The sequence below is a fragment of the Leucobacter tenebrionis genome (assembly GCF_019884725.1).
Classification (GTDB): Bacteria; Actinomycetota; Actinomycetes; order Actinomycetales; family Microbacteriaceae; genus Leucobacter; species Leucobacter tenebrionis.
This window is the reverse complement of the sequence record NZ_CP082322.1, coordinates 1,266,811-1,283,413: the sequence shown is the minus strand read 5'-3', so window position 1 is coordinate 1,283,413 and position 16,603 is coordinate 1,266,811. Positions and strand designations below refer to the sequence as shown.

Here is a 16,603-nt window from a genome sequence, read left to right as displayed (position 1 = left end):
ATACGGGAGAGCTCCGAACGAGTGGCGGTGTCCCCCGCGATCTCAGGGGGCGAGGAGGTTCAGGCGGCTCAGCGAGCCGAGCCCTCAACCGAAACGGTAGCCCACGCCCCGCACGGTGGAGATGAGCTTGGGGTTCGAGGGCTCCTCCTCGATGCGGGCGCGGATGCGCTTGACGTGCACGTCGAGCGTCTTCGTGTCGCCGTAGTAGTTGCTGCCCCATACGCGGTCGATGAGCTGCCCGCGCGTCAGCACGCGCCCCGAGTGACGCATGAGCATCTCGAGCAGTTCGAACTCGCGCAGCGGCATCGCGATCTCCTCGCCGCGCACGGTCACGGCATGGCGTTCGGAGTCGAGGCGGATCCCGAGCTCTTCGAGCACCATCTCGTCGCCGGGGCCCACGCGCTCTTCCTCGCTCACCCCGGATCGGCGTAGAGCGGCGCGCACGCGCGCGAGCAGCTCGCGCGTCGAGTAGGGCTTCGTGATGTAGTCGTCGGCCCCCAGCTCGAGGCCCACGACGACGTCGATCTCGCTGTCCTTCGCGGTGAGCATGATGATCGGCACCTGCGAGGTCTGCCGGATCGCGCGGCAGACCTCAGTGCCGGGCAGCCCGGGCAGCATGAGGTCGAGCAGTACGAGATCCGGCTGCGCGCTGGTGAACGCTCCGACCGCCTCGCCGCCGTCGTCGACCACGGTGACCCGATAGCCCTCGCGTTCGAGCAGGAAGGAGAGCGGTCGGGAGATCGACTCCTCGTCCTCGACGAGCAGGATGTGCTGTGCCACTACCGGTGTCCTTTCTGGGGGGCCGCCGGAGCGGCAGGCTGCTGCGGGGTCTCCGCGTGCTCGCGGGCGGCGCGCTTGGCCTTCTTCGCGCGCTTGGAGATCTTGGCGGAGCCCTCGGGGTCGTAGAGCGGGAAGGTGAGTGTGAAGCTGGATCCGATGCCGGGCTGCGACCACACGTCGACGTCGCCCCCGTGCGCGCGCATCGTGTGCCTCGTGATGCTGAGCCCCAGCCCGGTGCCGCCCTCGCCGCGGGTGCGGGCGCCGTCGACGCGGTAGAACCGCTCGAAGATGCGGCCGAGGTGCTCGGGTGCGATGCCCTCGCCCTGATCGGTGACGGTCACGAGGAAGTTGCGGCGCTCGATCGTCATGCCGATCCCGACCCTCCCGCCCTCGGGTGAGTGCCTGATCGCGTTGCTCAGCAGGTTCGCGACGGCGGCGCCGAGCGAGGTGGGGCGGCCGAGGATCAGCGCGTCGCGCCCCTTCGCGGAGTCGTCGGTGATGACCAGCTCGATGCCGTGCTGCGCCGCGAACTCGCGATGGGACTCGGTCTCGCTGCGCACGAGGTCGCGCAGCGAGACGGTCTCGCGATCCTCCGGGCGCAGCGACGACTGGGCCTCGGAGAGCTGGATGATGTCGCGGCTGAGCTCCCCGAGCCTGCGCGACTCCTTGACGAGGCTCTTCGCGAACCCGCGCACGAGCTCCGGCTCATCGGCGGCCTGCTGGACGGCTTCCGAGAGGAGGCCGATCGCGGCGATGGGGGTTTTGAGCTCGTGGCTCACGTTCGCGATGAAATCGCGTCGCATCGCGTTCACCCGTTGTTCCTCGCCGAGGTCTTCGGCCAGCACGACCACGAAACGGCGCTGGATGCGCACGATGTGAATGCGGACGGTGTCGGAGGGGTCGGTCGGATCCGGCTCGTGGGTGTCGGGCACCCCCGAGGTCATCACCCGGCGTACTCGGAGCAGGAACTCCGGGTTTCGGATGTCGTCGTCGCTGATGTGGCGCTCCTGGCGGGCAACCGGATTCGCATACACGGGAGTGAGCGAGGAGTCGAGGATCACCGCGAACATGTCGATCTCGTCGAGGATCGTGGTGGCCACGTCACCCAGCTCGGGTCTCAGCTCTGCGGCCCTGCGGATGCCGGCTCTGCGCAGGCTCAGGATCGCGACGGCGACGGCCGCGCCGGCCACTGCTCCCAGTGCTGTCGAAGCGAGAACGAGCAGGGTCGGGTCCATGTCTTTTATCGTAGAGGTGGCCCCCGGTGCGAGATCCAGAGTTCAACTGTTGTTCACCTGCCCGTGCGCAGGGGTTCATCGGCCCGGCCCAGACTGGTGAGGGTGCCCGTGGGGCGCGAAGACTCAGAGAGGAAACCGCATGCGTGAGGTCTTTCAGCAGGAACTGCGCGAGGTGCAGGAGCGCCTGGTCAAGATCGCCGAGCTCGTAGAGGAAGCGATCGAGAATGCGACCGCGGCGTTCGGCAACTCCGACGTGGCGCTCGCGGAACGCGTGCTCGACGGCGCCGACGAGATCGATGTGCTCGCGGCGGAGCTCGACCAGCTCACCATCGACATCCTCGCCAGGCAGCAGCCCGTCGCCTCTGACCTCCGGCTCATGGTCGGCGCGCTGCGCATGAGCGCCTCGCTCGAGCGCATGGGCGACCTCGCGCAGCACATCGCCCAGCTCGCGCGCTACCGCTACCCCGAGAGTGCGATCCCGAAGGGGCTGAAGAAGATCTTCGTGCGCATGGGCGCGCTCGACGTCGAGATGGCGAGCAAGATCGTCGAACTGCTCAGCACGCAGGAGCCCAGGGTGATCGCGGAGGTGCGCGACCTCGACGACGACCTTGACGAGCTGCACGCGAAGGTGTTCGAGAAGGTGCTGAGCGACAAGCTCGCCGCGAACCCGATGGGCGCGGTCGACGCGACGCTCGCGAGCCGGTACCACGAGCGCTTCGGCGATCACGCTGTGAGCATCGCCAAACAGGTGCAGTTCTTCCTGAGCGGCACACTGGACTGATCCGCGCGGACGCGACTGCGTCGGAGTCGCAGGATCCTGCGACTCACTCCGTTCACGCAGGACGACCACGTCGAAACAGTCCTGATGCACCGCTTCGATCAGCTGACGGCAGTAGGCTTGCAGGGTGAGACAACGCATCTACGATTCGCGTGCGCAGCAGGTCGTCGATTTCGAGCCCATCGAGACGGGCCGGATCGGCCTCTACGTCTGCGGCCCGACCGTGCAGTCGGCGCCCCACATCGGGCACCTGCGCAGTGCGCTCGTCTACGATCAGATGCGGCGCTGGTTCGAGGCGACCGGTCACGATGTCACCCTGATCCGCAACGTCACCGACATCGACGACAAGATCCTCGACAATGCGCGTGCCGCGCAGGAATCGGGATCAACGGAGCAGTGGTGGGCGCTGGCCTACCGGGTGGAGCGCGACTTCACTGCCGCCTATGACGCGATCGGCGTGCTGCCGCCCACCTACGAACCGCGGGCGACGGCGAACATCGCCGAGATGATCGCTCTCATCGAGCGGTTGATCGAGCGGGGGCACGCCTATACCGCGGCCGACGGCTCGGGCAGCGTCTACTTCGACACCGCGAGCTGGGCGGAGTACGGCGCGCTCACGCGGCAGAGCCGCGAGCAGATGGAGGACGCGGCCGATTCGGAGCCGGTGGGAAAGCGGGATCCGCGCGACTTCGCTCTGTGGAAGGCCCACCGTGCGCACGAGCCGGAGTCGGCTTCGTGGCCCTCGCCGTGGGGTCGTGGCCGACCGGGGTGGCACATCGAATGCTCGGCGATGGCGACGCGCTATCTCGGCGAGGAGTTCGATATCCACGGCGGCGGCCTCGACCTGCGATTCCCGCACCACGAGAACGAGTTGGCCCAGTCGACCGCTGCCGGGCAGCCGTTCGCGCGGCACTGGATCCACAACGGCCTCGTCAACACGGGTGGTCAGAAGATGTCGAAGTCGCTCGGCAACTCGCTCTTCGCCGCTGATCTGCTCGCGGCGTCGCGGCCGATCGTACTGCGCTACTTCCTCGGTTCGGCCCACTACCGCTCGGTACTCGAGTTCTCGGAGACCTCGCTCGCCGAGGCCGAGGCGGCGTTCTCGCGGATCGAGGGGTTCCTGGAGCGGGCGGAGGGCGCGGATCTGCGCGAGCGACGCGAGTCGCAGAATCGCGGAGAGGGCCTCGCTTCGGCAGTACCCGCAGCCTTCGCGGAGGCGATGCTCGACGACTTCGCGATCCCGCAGGCCCTCGCCGCTCTGCACGGCTCGGTGCGCGCCGGCAACGCGGCGCTCGACGCCGGGGACGCCGAGCAGGTTCTCCGCTCCGCAGCCGAGGTGCACGCCATGCTCGATGTGCTCGGCCTGAACCCGACCGATGCGGCGTGGGCCTCGGGATCCGGCACCGACGATGCGTCTCGCACCGCGCTCGACGCGCTCGCAACCGCGCTCATCGAGCAGCGCGCCGAGGCCCGCAAGAACAAAGACTTCGCCACGAGCGATGCGATCCGCGACAGCCTGTCGGCTGCGGGGATCGCGCTGGAAGACACCCCGAACGGAACCCGCTGGAGCCTGTCATGAGTAATAAGAAGAGCCGTACCGGCGCCGTTCGCAAGAAGGGTCTCGGCAAGGCCGTCGGCTCCGGGGGGCAGGGCCGTCAGGCCCTCGAGGGCCGCGGGCCCACACCCCGTGCCGAGGATCGCGAGTACCACCCCGCCCACAAGGCGAAGAAGGCGCGCGAGCGCTACGAGGCCGCCAAGCAGCGCCATGCGGCGGGCGGGGCGGGGCGGCCCGCGGGAGGCGGGACCCGCGGCGGCTCGAAGAAGGACGAATCGGAGCTCGTTACCGGCCGCAACGCGGTGCTCGAGGCGCTGCGCACGAGGATCCCCGCTACCGCGCTCTACGTCGCCGCCCGCATCGAGATGGACGACCGCACGCGGGAGATCCTGCGCCTCGCGACCAACAGGAACCTGCCGGTGCTCGAGGTGATGCGTCCCGAGATGGACCGTATGACCGAGCGCGACACGGTGCACCAGGGCGTCGTGCTCAAGGTGCCGCCCATGGAGTACGCCCACCCGCTCGAGATGCTCGACGAGATCATCGACCGCGACGAGGTGCCGCTGATCGTGGCGCTCGACGGCGTGACCGATCCCCGCAATCTCGGGGCGATCATCCGCTCGACCGCGGCATTCGGGGGACAGGGAGTGGTCGTGCCCCAGCGCCGCTCGGCCGGCCTCAACTCGGCGGCGTGGAAGACTTCGGCGGGTGCTGCCGCGCGCATCCCCGTCGCCATGGCCTCGAACCTCACGCAGACCCTCAAGGAGTTCAAGAAGCAGGGGGTGTTCGTGCTCGGCCTCGACGGCGGCGGGGACGTATCGCTGCCCGGGCTCGAGCTCGCCGACCGACCGCTCGTGCTGGTCGTGGGCAGCGAGGGCAAGGGGCTCTCGCGACTCGTGACCGAGCACTGCGACGCCGTGGTGTCGATCCCGATCTCCTCGGCCACCGAGTCGCTGAACGCCGGGATCGCCGCGAGCGTGGCGCTCTACGAGGTGTCGAAGCTCCGCGCGGAGCAGTCTTCACGGTGAGGCCATGCGCCGTCAGAGCACGGTGAGGTCGGTGGCGCGCCAGCGACCCGAGACGTACTCGAAGCGCAGGGCGACCGCGCGGGTCCTGGGCTCCGCATACAGCACCACGGTCGCCTCGACGATGTGAGGCAGGGGCTGCCCGATATGCGCTCGACCGGGAGTCGCCACGATGCGTCGCTCATCGCCGTAGAGCGTGCGGCGCTCTGTGCGCGCCGCACGGCGCTCTCGCAGCTGCTGGACGACCTCCGGGGTCACCCAGCCGCCGAGCTGGGCGACGGCGCGCGACCCCTCGAGCGCTTCGAACGCGAAGAGCGCCAGCTTCTGGATCAGCCGCGTTGCGGGTGGCGGGATATCGGTGCTCGTCAGGCTGCCGAACGACGGGTGGACCGGCACCTCCTCCTCAACGAGGCGGAGATGGCGCTCGGACCGGGAGTCGGGCGAGCGCGGCGGTTCGGGTGGAAGCGCGGGAACTGCTGCGAGCGGCCGTTCTTCTTCGAACGACGGTACGGACTGCGCGGGCGCTACCGGGAGCGATTGAAGGCTGCGAACGGCCGTGAGGGCTGCGGAACGGGGCATGGCGGAGTCCTTTCGGTGTGTGAGTTCGTGATCTGCGAGGCCGTGAACCGGAGCCGTCTCCGTGTTCCACCGCCCTGATTTCAGCGATAGATGTTGTAGAACTCGGTGGAAGCCCCACACTAAGGAACGCGCATTGTGAGGGGTCAAGAGACTTCTTCGCCCTGGTCGTGAAGTGTTCGAAGGCACCCGTTGCGCCCGGAGCTGCACACGCGCCGTGCATGCGGGCCACTAGGCTGGTGGGGTGGCAACTCTGCGTGATCTCGCGACGAAGTACTCGACCCTGAACGAAGAGGAGATCGAGTGGCTCGAGCTGCTCGCCCTCGATTGGCAATTGCTGGCCGATCTCGCACTCAGCGACGTCGTGCTCTGGGTGCCGACCGAAAACGGCGATTACCTCGCGGTGGCGCACAGCCGCCCCGCGGGCTCGGTGACCCTCTTCTACCGGGACATCGTCGGCGAGTTCCTGCGCCCGGACTGGCGCGAACTGGTCGATGCGGCCATGGGATGCGGAGAACCCGTCATCTCGACCTCGCCGGCCTGGTACGAGGAGAACCCCATGCGTCTCTCCGCCTACTCGGTGAGCCGACGAGACGGACAGGGCGCCGAGCACGGCCCCTTCGCGGTCGCGACCGTGCACACGAGCGTCGCCGACACGCAGACGGCCTCGCGCATCGGCGCGGCATTCCGCGAGGTCTCCGGTGACATGTTCTCGATGATCCAGCACGGTCTCTTCCCGTCGCCCGGCACATCGTCGGTGCGCGAGCACGGGGCGCCCCGCGCCTCGGACGGACTCGTGCGCATCGACCTCGAGGGCATCGCAACGTTCGCGAGCCCCAACACCCAGACGATCTTCAACAGGCTCGGCTACCGCGACGAGCTCGAGGGCGAGAACTTCTCGGAGGTCATCGCAGACATCGTCAAGGGACAGTTCGACACGAACGAATCGCTGCCGCTCATCGCGCAGGGCAAGGTCGCCAAGCGCGGCGAGATCACCGCGCGGGGCCGCACGGTCAACCTGCGTTCGATCCCGGTGATCCGCGACGGGGCCAGGGTGGGCGGCATCGTGCTCACGCGCGACGTCACCGAGATGCGCCAGCAGGCGCAGGAGCTCATCACGAAGGACGCGACGATCCGCGAGATCCACCACCGGGTGAAGAACAACCTGCAGACCGTGGCATCGCTGCTGCGCGTGCAGGCGCGCCGCGCTCGGAGCGAGGAGGCGAAGCAGGTGCTCGGCCAGGCGATGCGTCGTGTCGCCGCCATCGCGGTGGTGCACGACACGCTGTCGACGGGGCTCGCGCAGATCGTCGACTTCGACGTGGTCTTCGACCGCGTGCTCGGACTCGCCGCCGAGGTCGCGAGCCTGCACAACACCACTGTTCACCTGCGCAAGGAGGGCGAGTTCGGGGAGCTGCCGTCGGAGTACGCCACGCCGCTCGCGCTGGCGCTCACGGAGATCGTGACGAACGCGGTCGAGCACGGCCTGGCCGGTCGCGAGGGCGAGGTGTTCATCCACGCGGATCGCACCGACGAGCGTCTCTCCGTCGAGATCGTCGACACCGGCACCGGGCTTCCCGGCGGTACCGTGGGCGACGGGCTCGGCACCCAGATCGTGCGCACGCTGGTCGAGGGCGAGCTGGGCGGCAGTATCATCTGGGGGCCCGACCAGGGCGGCGGAACCCGCGTCGCCGTGCAGGTACCGCTGCACTGGATCTCGGCCCAGACTCGCGAGATCCCGCGCATCCCGGCATAGCGGAGGCCGCGTCGGTGAGCGTCTCACCGACGCGGCCTCCGGGCTGCCGGATCGGCTAGCGCTTGCCGACCCGGCGCTCGCTGCTGACCCGCGTGAGCCGCTGATCAGCGCTTGCCGCCGATCAGCGCTTGCCGCGCAGCAGGATCACCGCCCCAACCACCAGCAGCAGAACTCCGAGACCGATGACGGTCGCGGTGATCCACCAGGCGGTGTCGAGTTCGCCGGATCCGAAGGCGCGCTGCGCCGTGTAGCCGCAGAAGGCGAGGATCAGCGCTCCCCAGACGATCGGACCCGTGCGGGGGCCGACGCGACTGCATCCGTGAGACTGCTGCGGGAGTTTCGTCTCGGTGGCCGTCGCGGTGGTCGTGCCGGTGGTCGTGCCGGTGGCGGCTGTGCTCGGCTCGCCGATATCCGGTCCTCCCGCAGCGGTTCCGCCGACGGTCGGCCAGTCCGCGCCGGATCCACCCGAACCGGGACCGCCCGAACCGGGACCGCCCGCACCGCCTGCCCGAGTGCTCTCGAAATCGGCCGGGGGCGGTGGGGGCACGAGGTCGTCGTGCCCGTCGGCGACGGGACCCTGCCCGCCCTGATCCTGCGCGCCGCGGTTCTCCGAACTCCGGTTCTCCGCGCTCCGCCCCTCGGTGGGGCCTCCGCTGATGCTCATCGTGCCATCTCCTGTTCGAGGTCGTCCACAGTCTCGCGCAGATCGTCGCGCCGTCGCTCAAGCTCCTGCCGGTCGCTCGAACTCAGCCCGGGCTCCTCGAGCTGCCACTCCACGCGGTCGAGCTCCTCCTGCGCCTCGCTCAGGCGCTCGCGTTCGGCTTCGGTCTGCCGCTCAGTCTGCTCATCGGCTCGCCGCTGCTCTTCGAGGCGCAGGCGTTCGGCAGCACTCGGGTTCGAGCCGTCGCCCTCGATGCGCACGTTGCCGGCGAGCAGGTAGACGGTGACGTGCGCGACCGAGTCGTCGTCGAACGCGTCCCGAGTGCCGGACAGCGCTGTGCCTGTGGCGTGGGAGAGGAAGGGGCCGGACACCCGGAACCCGTCTCGCCCCGCGGTCTGCTCCTTGATGTTGCCTGCGAGCACCCTCACCCGCACAGCGGTGGGGCGGTGCTCGGGGAGCTGCACGGTCGTGCTGCCCGCCAACTGCCAGACCTCGATATCGCGCTGCTCGTCGGGATTCGAGTCGAGCCCGCGCAGATCGAGATTGACGTTGCCTGCCACGACCACGCTGCCGGCCGAGCCCAGGCCGTCCACCTGTACGTTGCCGAATGGCTGGAAACGGATGCCCCAGGGCAGCACCACCGTGATGAGGAGCGCGAACACACCGCAGGCGGAGAGGAACCCGACCCATCCGGTGTGCCGGCCGCGCACACCGGCGACGATGAGCGAGAGCGCCAGCACCGCGAGCGCCGCGACGATGGCCGCGATCAGCGGAGCGGGAGCAACGCTGCTGACGGCCGGAACCGTACCGAGGCTCATCATCCAGAGCGCCGTGCCGCCCGCGGCGAGCAGTGCGAGGGCGAGGGTGATCACCGCTTGCGCAGGCCCCATGCGGTGCGCATCGTGATGCTCCGCGTAGCGCGCGCTCCACTCGTCCGCCTGGCGACCGACCTCCTCGCCCCAGCGAGCAGCCTTGACCCCCGCCTGCTCGCCCCAGGCCGCCGCTCCGTCGGAGGCGCGGCGCGCGAACTCGTCGGCGCGCTCGGCGAACGAACGGGTATCGGCGGGAGGAGCTGACGCGGGGTCGGCCTGCGGGTGGCCGAGACGCTCTGCGCCAGAGCCGTCAGAAGCCGCGGCGAAGCCCGCTCCGCGGGGCGGCTCCGGCGACATCGGCTCCGGCGCTGCGGAGCCCGGTGCCGAGGAACTCGGAGGCGCGGCACCGGAGGCCGCGTCGCGTGCAGCTGAGGCGTGTCCCTGATGGTCAGCAGCGCTGTGCTGCTGCGCGCGCTGCTCCCGACCGCGCTGCAGCAGCACTCTGCGCAGCCACAGGAAGCCGAGCACCAGCACGGCGATCCAGAACAGCCACGCGGCCGTGCGCGGGATCCAGAGCGGCACGTTCAGCGAGGACCACAGATCCCAGCCCCAGAAGCCGGGAGCGCCGAGCAGCGGTGCCCCGGTCAGCACGAAGCCGAAGAGCGCCGGAATGATGACGAGCGAGGCGAAGATGATCGCCGCCGTCAGCACCCCGGCCGACGCTCGCCCCCGGAAGATGTCCTCCACGTGGATGCGACCGGTGAAATCGGGGAGCAGCAGCCAACCGACGAGGTAGAGGATCACTCCGGGGCCGCCGAGCAGCGCGAGCACCACGAAGATGCCGCGCACGATGAGCGGGTCGATCCCGGCCTTCGCCGCGATGCCGCCCGCCACGCCGGCGAACCAGCGATCGGTGCCGCGTACGATGCCGAGGCCGCGGAGCCAGGCGAAGAAGCCCTGCCCTGCGGGGGCGCCTCCCTGGCGTTCGGATTCTGATGATTCGTTCATGCTTCGAGTCTGACGCCGACCACTGACATCGTGCCATCGGGGATCACCCTGATCGATCCCTGACGTTTCGCCCCCGAGCCCGTCAGTGTCGGTGGTGCGTGCTTGGATGGAATCATGCAACGACCGCCCCTCACCCGCTCGCGCGACGCCGGCGTCCTCGCCGGTGTCTGCGCCGGCCTCGCCGAGCATCTCGGCTGGTCGGTCACGGTGGTGCGCGGCGCCATGCTTCTCGGGTGCCTTCTGGGAGGCGCCGGCGGGTTGCTCTACCTCTGGTTCTGGGCGACGGTGCCCCTCGCGGGCGAGACCGACGGCGTCGTGCCGCTGCGGCGCGCGCTGACCCGGCCGTCCACGGGATCGGTGCACTCCGCACGGCCCTCGCCCCGGGTGGCGGGTGCTCGCGGGTCGAAGCAGTGGGAGCCTTCCCTCTCCGATCGAAGGGCTCGGGCGACTTCGCCGGAGGACCCCGATGACGACCCGACGGCTCCGAACGGCGATGAATCGCCGAGGCGCGCGCGATGGCCGATCGCCGAGCTGCTGCTCGGGGTATGCCTGCTGGTCGCGGGCACGGGTCTCGTGCTCGATCGCCTGGGCGCCCATCTCGAACTCGAACTGCTGCTTCCCGCGCTGGCGGTGCTGGTCGGAGTGGGGTTGACCTGGTGGCAGATCGCCGATCGCGATCGCCCCGACCGCAATCAGCTGCCGCGCGTGCTCGGCGCCCTCGCCCTGGTGGCGGTAGGGGTGCTCATGATCTTCGTGACGTCGCGCGAACCGAATGCCTGGACGGTGATCGCGGCCTCGCTCGCGGTGCTCGCGGGCGTCGCGCTCGCCATCGCACCCTGGCTGCTGCGCATCAATCGCGAACTGATGGCCGAACGGGCAGCGCGAGCCCGCGAGGCCGAGCGCTCGGACATCGCGGCGCACCTGCACGACTCGGTACTGCAGACCCTTGCGCTCATCCAGCAGCGCTCCGAGCCCGGAAGCGAGGTCGCGAGGCTCGCTCGCGGTCAGGAACGGGAGTTGAGGGAATGGCTGTTCCGCGCTGCGGACGGCGCTCCGCAACCGCCGCGCGAAGCCGTCGAAGCCGACCTTCGGTCGCAGGCGGCGGCTCTGGAGGAGGGACACGCGGTGCGGTTCGAGATCGTCTCGGTTGGAGGGAGTGCGCTGGCACCCGAACCGATCGTGCTCGCTGCGCGGGAGGCGATGCTCAACGCGGCGCAGCACGCCGGCGGAGATGTGACGGTCTACATCGAATCGACGAGGGATCGGATCTCGATCGACGTGACGGATCGAGGCCCGGGGCTCGACCTCGACCAGCTGCCAGAGGGGCGGATGGGCGTGCGGGAGTCGATTCTCGGGCGGATGGAGCGGGCCGGGGGCACGGCGAGGATACTGCCCGGCCCCGGTGGGGGCACATCGGTGAGACTCGAGATGCCCGTCCAGGGCGCCGAGCCGGAAACCGCGCCGCAGCATGACGGCTCGGGGAGCGAACAGTGATGGAACGGGCGGCAGCGGAGCGAGTGGTGAGGGCACGATCGGCGATGGAACGGGCAACGGATATCGAATGGCTGCGGAGAGAATGAGATGACTGATTCAACGACGGATGACCTCGATCGATCGGCGGCGCGGATCAGGGTGGTGATCGTCGATGATCACCAGATCTTCCGCACCGGTCTGCGCGCCGAACTCGGCGAGCAGCTCGATGTCGTGGGTGAAGCCGCGAGCGTCGACGAGGCCGTGGAGCGCATCGCCGCGCTCGTGCCGGACGTCGTGCTGCTCGACGTGCACCTCCCCGGCGGTACCGGCGGGGGTGGCGCCGAGGTCGTGCAGAGACTATCGGGCCAGCCGGCGCTGCGGGGGACGCGGTTTCTCGCACTCAGCGTCTCCGACGCCGCCGACGACGTGGTGAGTGTGATCCGAGCGGGCGCGCGCGGCTACCTCACCAAGGCCGCTTCGGGTTCCGAAGTGACAGCGGCGGCGGTGCGGGTGCACGGCGGCGACGCGGTGTTCTCGCCGAGGCTGGCGGGTTTCGTGCTCGACGCCTTCGGCGCCGGCCTCGGGGAGACTGCGGCGGCCGACGACGAGCTCGACCGGCTCTCGGCGCGCGAGCAGGAGGTGATGCGCATGATCGCCAGGGGCTACGCCTACAAGGAGGTCGCGGCCGAGCTGTTCCTCTCGGTGAAGACCGTCGAGACACACGTCTCCAACGTCCTACGGAAGCTGCAGCTCTCGAACCGCCACGAGCTCACTGCGTGGGCGCTCCAGCGTCGGCTGCTCTGAACCGCGGTGCTCGCAGAGCGCCGCCGCGTCAGCTCCACCCGGGCAGCCACATATGCATCTGCCAGAACCAGTCCGCGATCGGCATGCCCGACCAGACCGGGAAGAAGAGCACCGCCAGCAGTACCGCCGTGATGAGGAAGATGAGCACGGAGATCCTGCGACCGAGCAGCGTCGCATCAGTCGGGTCGAGCGGGCGAGGCGCGGAGGGCTCCGTGGACGAACGGATCGGGATCCCGCACAGCGCCCCCAGCACGAGTGCCAGCGCGAGCGCCGAGAACGGGGTCAGCACCACCGCGTAGAACTGGAACACCGCCGATCGCGAGAACGTCAGCACCCACGGCAGCCACCCCGACAGGTAACCGATGAGCACGAAAGCCCCGGCCAGGGTGCCCGGCCTGCCGAGAAACTCTGCTCTGCCGGGCTCGGGGCCGATCCCGAACCGACCCCGCGAGCCGAGGAACGCTCTCAGTACCCACCACATGAGCACGCACAGCGCGACGACGCCGCCCCAGGTGATGAGCGGGTTCGGCAGCGGAGAGATGCCCGACACGCACTCGTGCCAGACGCAGCCCTTCGTCGAGCGCGCCTCGTACATGGCCGTCGGCACGAGCGCCAGAGGCCAGGTCAGCGGGTGCGATTGGTACGGGTGCTCAGCGGTCAGGGTACTGTGCCAGGACAGCATCTCCGCGTGGTACTCGAGGAGCGCGGCAGGCCAGGGGGTTCCCGGCGTGCGGGCCCAACCGCCGGGATGCAGGATCCAGCCCGCCCAGCTCACGAGGTAGGCGAGAGCGGCGGTGGGCAGCGCGATCACCGCGGAGACTCCGGCCTGGAGCGCGGCCCACCCGACGGCGCCGCGCTCGCCGCGGCGCAGCCGCTCGAGCAGATCCCGCACCGTCACGAAGACCAGGAAGAACGCGAGCGGATACAGTCCCGACCACTTGACCGCTGCTGCGGCTCCGAAAGCGAGCCCCGCGGCGAAGAGCCACGGACGCCAGATCAGGATCCGCCCCCGTAGCGGCCCCCGCCGCGATCCCCACTCCATATCCCGCCACACGAACAGCGCACCGAGCGCCACGAACAGCGTCAGAAAACCGTCGAGCAGCGCCACCCGGGTGAGCACGACGTGCACACCGTCGATCGCGAGCAGCAGCCCTGCAGTGCAGGCGATGAGGATGCTGCGCGACAGCAGCCAGCCCAACCGCATCACGACCGCGACCGTCGTCACACCCGCGAGTGCGACGGCACTGCGCCAACCCCAGCCGTTGTCAGGCCCGAAGATCAGGATCCCGATCCCGATCAGCCATTTCCCGAGCGGCGGATGCACCGCATTCGATGGGGCATCCGAGAACGCGGTCGCCCGCGCCCCCGCCATCGACGGGTCGTCGTCGGCCCACACCGTCGGGAAGCCGTGCGCGAGCTGACTGATCGCGTCGCGCACGTAGTAGAGCTCGTCGAAGACGAGCACGCCGGGCCGATCCAGCGCCCAGAATCGCAGCACCGCGGCGATCCCGAGCACCAGCGCGGGCGCGATCCAGCGCAGCGAACCCCTCACGCACCCCAGCCTAGAGCGTGGCAGCGCTACGATAGTGAGGTGATTACGCGGCTCAGCAACTACTTCCTGAAGACTCTTCGTGAGGATCCCGCCGACGCCGAGGTGGCGAGCCACAAGCTGCTCGTGCGCGCCGGCTACATTCGCCGACAGGCGCCGGGCGTGTTCGGCTGGCTGCCACTGGGCCTGCGCGTCAAGGCGAAGCTCGAGCAGATCATCCGCGAGGAGATGGAGGCCGCCGGCGCCCACGAGGTGCACTTCCCGGCGCTGCTGCCGCGCGAACCCTACGAGGCCACCGGGCGGTGGGAGGAGTACGGCGACGCGCTGTTCAGACTGAAGGATCGTCACGGCGCCGACTACCTGCTCGCGCCGACCCACGAGGAGGCCTTCACCCTCATGGTGAAGGACATCGTCTCGTCGTACAAGGACCTGCCCCTGTCGCTCTACCAGATCCAGGACAAGTACCGCGACGAGGCGCGTCCCCGCGCCGGTCTGCTGCGCGGGCGCGAGTTCACGATGAAGGACGCCTACTCCTTCGACGTGTCCGACGAGGGGCTCGACGCCTCGTACCAGAAGCAGCGCGACGCCTACGAGCGCATCTTCTCGCGGCTCGGCCTGGAGTACGTGATCGTGTCTGCCGATGCCGGGGCGATGGGCGGATCGCGCAGCGAGGAGTTCCTGCTGCCGATCGGCATCGGCGAGGACACCTTCGTGCGATCGGCAGGCGGCTACGCCGCGAACGTGGAGGCCTACACCACCCCCGTTCCCGACCCGGTTCCGGCCGAGGTGATCGCCGGTCTGCCTGCGGCAGAGGTCTTCGATTCGCCCGATACCCCCACGATCGACACCCTCGTGGCGCACACCAATGCGGTGCTTCCCCGCGCGGACGGTCGCGAGTGGACCGCCGCGGACACGCTCAAGTGCCTCGTGTTCGCCGTGACGAACCTCGAGGGCGAGCGCTCCCTCGTGGTCATCGGCGTGCCCGGCGACCGCGACGCCGACATGAAGCGCGTCGAGGTCGCGTTCCCCGGGTGCGAGGTCGAGCCCGCGACAGCCGCCGACTTCGAGAAGCACCCCGGCCTCGTCAAGGGCTACATCGGCCCGACGCTGAACGGCGCACCGCTGCTCGGCCTCGAGGGGACGACGGGGATCCGCTTCCTGCTCGACCCCCGCGTCATCGACGGAACCCCGTGGGTGACCGGAGCGAACGAGCACGAGAAGCACGTGGCGCATCTCGTCGCCGGCCGCGACTTCACCGCCGACGGTGTGATCGACGTCGCGACCGTGCGCGACGGGGATCCGGCCCCCGACGGCTCGGGGCCGATCGAGACCGCGCGCGGCATGGAGATCGGGCACGTCTTCCAGCTCGGCCGCAAGTACGCCGAGGCGCTCGGCCTCAAGGTGCTCGATGAGAACGGCAAGCTCGTGACCGTGACGATGGGCTCCTACGGCATCGGCGTGACCCGCATCATGGCGATCCTCGCCGAGCTGCACCACGACGACCGCGGCCTCATCTGGCCCGAGTCGGTCGCGCCCTTCGATGTGCACCTCGTGGCGACCGGCAAGGACGCAGCGGTGTACGACATCGCGTCGGCGCTGGCGGACTCGCTGTCGGGCAACGGCGTCGACGTGCTGTTCGATGATCGACCCAAGGTGTCGCCCGGCGTGAAGTTCGGCGACGCCGAGCTGCTGGGCGTGCCGCGCGTGGTCGTCGTGGGGCGCGATGCCGCCGAGGGCTTCGCCGAGGTGTGGGACCGCGCGGCGGGAACGAAGGATCGCGTGGCGATCTCCGAGGTGCCGGCGCTCTTCGCCGGGGCGTCCGCGGAGTAGACTCCCCGGGCCGAGCCCTTCCGGGGGTCTTCCTCGGGATTCCCGGCTTCCCTGGCTTCCGCGGCTTCCCCGGCTTTCCCGGGGAGCTTCGGTCCTCAGGCTGTGTCGAAAGGCGAGTTCCGCATGCTGGATCCGAGATCCGCATGTGGAACTCGCCTTTCGAGCGAGTGCGGCGGTTTGTGCGTGGGTGGGCGGCGCGTGTGTGGGCGGTGTGACGGGCCGGTGCGGACCCTGAGCGGACCCTGGCGGACCCTGGGGGTAGCCACCGCGGCGAGGGATCCCGAACTTCGCTCACAGCGCCGCAATCTTGCGATTTCCGTCAACTTATCCACAGATTCGCATAGCGCCCCCATGGTGGCCGCACGGCGAGGTTAGCGTTCTGTGTACCCGGAACACCTTCCGGTATCGCAGTCACCAACCTCGTGAGCCGCTTCGGCTCGCGGCCGATCGGATCGGAGTCCACCATGGCGAACATCAACGTCTCGTATGCAGAGATGGAACGAGCGGCGGCCCAACTGGGCGCCGGGCGCGATGAGATCACCCAGAGGCTGCAGTCCCTGCGGGCGCAGATCGCCGAACTCGTGGCGTCCGGCTTCGTGACGGATCAGGCCTCCGCGCGATTCGACGCGGCGTACACCGATTACACGAACAGTGCGAACACGGTCATCGCCAAGCTGACGGAGATTCAGGCCTTTCTCACGCAGGCCGCCGCCGCGATGCGCGACATGGACGCGCAGATCGCGGCGAGGATCGGCTGATGG

14 protein-coding genes are annotated in these 16,603 nt (G+C 69.4%); 8 read left to right on the top strand and 6 right to left on the bottom strand.

Annotated elements, in window-relative coordinates:
* Positions 1-84 precede the first annotated feature (84 nt).
* Complete coding sequence (locus KVY00_RS06125; RefSeq protein WP_223044811.1) at positions 85-780, bottom strand: response regulator transcription factor; 696 nt, start codon at positions 778-780, stop codon at positions 85-87.
* The gene (locus tag KVY00_RS06120) at positions 780-2,015 is read right to left on the bottom strand and encodes a sensor histidine kinase (RefSeq protein WP_223044810.1); all 1,236 of its coding nucleotides are present in this window, start codon (positions 2,013-2,015) and stop codon (positions 780-782) included. Before KVY00_RS06120 ends, KVY00_RS06125 begins: the two co-directional genes overlap by 1 nt.
* Positions 2,016-2,154: 139 nt before the next feature.
* On the opposite strand from KVY00_RS06120, the gene phoU reads away from it, so the two are divergent.
* The 3 genes from phoU (at position 2,155) to rlmB (ending at position 5,376) form a co-directional block, all read left to right on the top strand.
* Positions 2,155-2,796: a phosphate signaling complex protein PhoU gene (gene phoU, locus KVY00_RS06115; protein WP_223044809.1), complete on the top strand. Its 642-nt coding sequence runs from the start codon at positions 2,155-2,157 to the stop codon at positions 2,794-2,796.
* A gap of 124 nt (positions 2,797-2,920) precedes the next feature.
* A complete protein-coding gene (gene cysS / locus KVY00_RS06110; protein WP_223044808.1) occupies positions 2,921-4,372 on the top strand; it encodes a cysteine--tRNA ligase in 1,452 nt (483 codons plus the stop codon).
* Positions 4,369-5,376, top strand: a complete 1,008-nt coding sequence (rlmB, locus tag KVY00_RS06105) for a 23S rRNA (guanosine(2251)-2'-O)-methyltransferase RlmB (RefSeq protein WP_223044807.1) — start codon at positions 4,369-4,371, stop codon at positions 5,374-5,376. Before cysS ends, rlmB begins: the two co-directional genes overlap by 4 nt.
* 12 nt (positions 5,377-5,388) lie before the next feature.
* On the opposite strand, the gene KVY00_RS06100 is transcribed toward rlmB, so the two are convergent.
* The gene (locus KVY00_RS06100; RefSeq protein ID WP_394358273.1) at positions 5,389-5,769 is read right to left on the bottom strand and encodes an Rv3235 family protein; all 381 of its coding nucleotides are present in this window, start codon (positions 5,767-5,769) and stop codon (positions 5,389-5,391) included.
* A 424-nt stretch (positions 5,770-6,193) separates the two neighbouring features.
* Here KVY00_RS06100 and KVY00_RS06095 point away from each other — a divergent pair, with 424 nt between their 5' ends.
* Positions 6,194-7,705: a sensor histidine kinase gene (locus tag KVY00_RS06095; protein WP_223044805.1), complete on the top strand. Its 1,512-nt coding sequence runs from the start codon at positions 6,194-6,196 to the stop codon at positions 7,703-7,705.
* Between the two features lie 121 nt (positions 7,706-7,826).
* On the opposite strand, the gene KVY00_RS06090 is transcribed toward KVY00_RS06095, so the two are convergent.
* On the bottom strand, positions 7,827-8,369 hold the full coding sequence (locus KVY00_RS06090) for a hypothetical protein (RefSeq protein ID WP_223044804.1): 543 nt from the start codon (positions 8,367-8,369) through the stop codon (positions 7,827-7,829).
* Positions 8,366-10,186: a PspC domain-containing protein gene (locus tag KVY00_RS06085; protein WP_223044803.1), complete on the bottom strand. Its 1,821-nt coding sequence runs from the start codon at positions 10,184-10,186 to the stop codon at positions 8,366-8,368. Before KVY00_RS06085 ends, KVY00_RS06090 begins: the two co-directional genes overlap by 4 nt.
* 114 nt (positions 10,187-10,300) lie before the next feature.
* Here KVY00_RS06085 and KVY00_RS06080 point away from each other — a divergent pair, with 114 nt between their 5' ends.
* The gene (locus tag KVY00_RS06080) at positions 10,301-11,680 is read left to right on the top strand and encodes an ATP-binding protein (RefSeq protein ID WP_223044802.1); all 1,380 of its coding nucleotides are present in this window, start codon (positions 10,301-10,303) and stop codon (positions 11,678-11,680) included.
* A gap of 87 nt (positions 11,681-11,767) precedes the next feature.
* Complete coding sequence (locus KVY00_RS06075) at positions 11,768-12,463, top strand: LuxR C-terminal-related transcriptional regulator (protein ID WP_223044801.1); 696 nt, start codon at positions 11,768-11,770, stop codon at positions 12,461-12,463.
* A gap of 28 nt (positions 12,464-12,491) precedes the next feature.
* Here the strand turns inward: KVY00_RS06075 and KVY00_RS06070 are convergent, their stop codons facing one another.
* A complete protein-coding gene (locus KVY00_RS06070; RefSeq protein WP_255572792.1) occupies positions 12,492-14,015 on the bottom strand; it encodes a phospholipid carrier-dependent glycosyltransferase in 1,524 nt (507 codons plus the stop codon).
* Between the two features lie 39 nt (positions 14,016-14,054).
* Between KVY00_RS06070 and KVY00_RS06065 the strand changes: the two genes are divergently transcribed.
* Complete coding sequence (locus KVY00_RS06065; protein ID WP_223044800.1) at positions 14,055-15,842, top strand: proline--tRNA ligase; 1,788 nt, start codon at positions 14,055-14,057, stop codon at positions 15,840-15,842.
* 464 nt (positions 15,843-16,306) lie between these two features.
* The gene (locus tag KVY00_RS06060; RefSeq protein WP_223044799.1) at positions 16,307-16,600 is read left to right on the top strand and encodes a WXG100 family type VII secretion target; all 294 of its coding nucleotides are present in this window, start codon (positions 16,307-16,309) and stop codon (positions 16,598-16,600) included.
* Positions 16,601-16,603 lie beyond the last annotated feature (3 nt).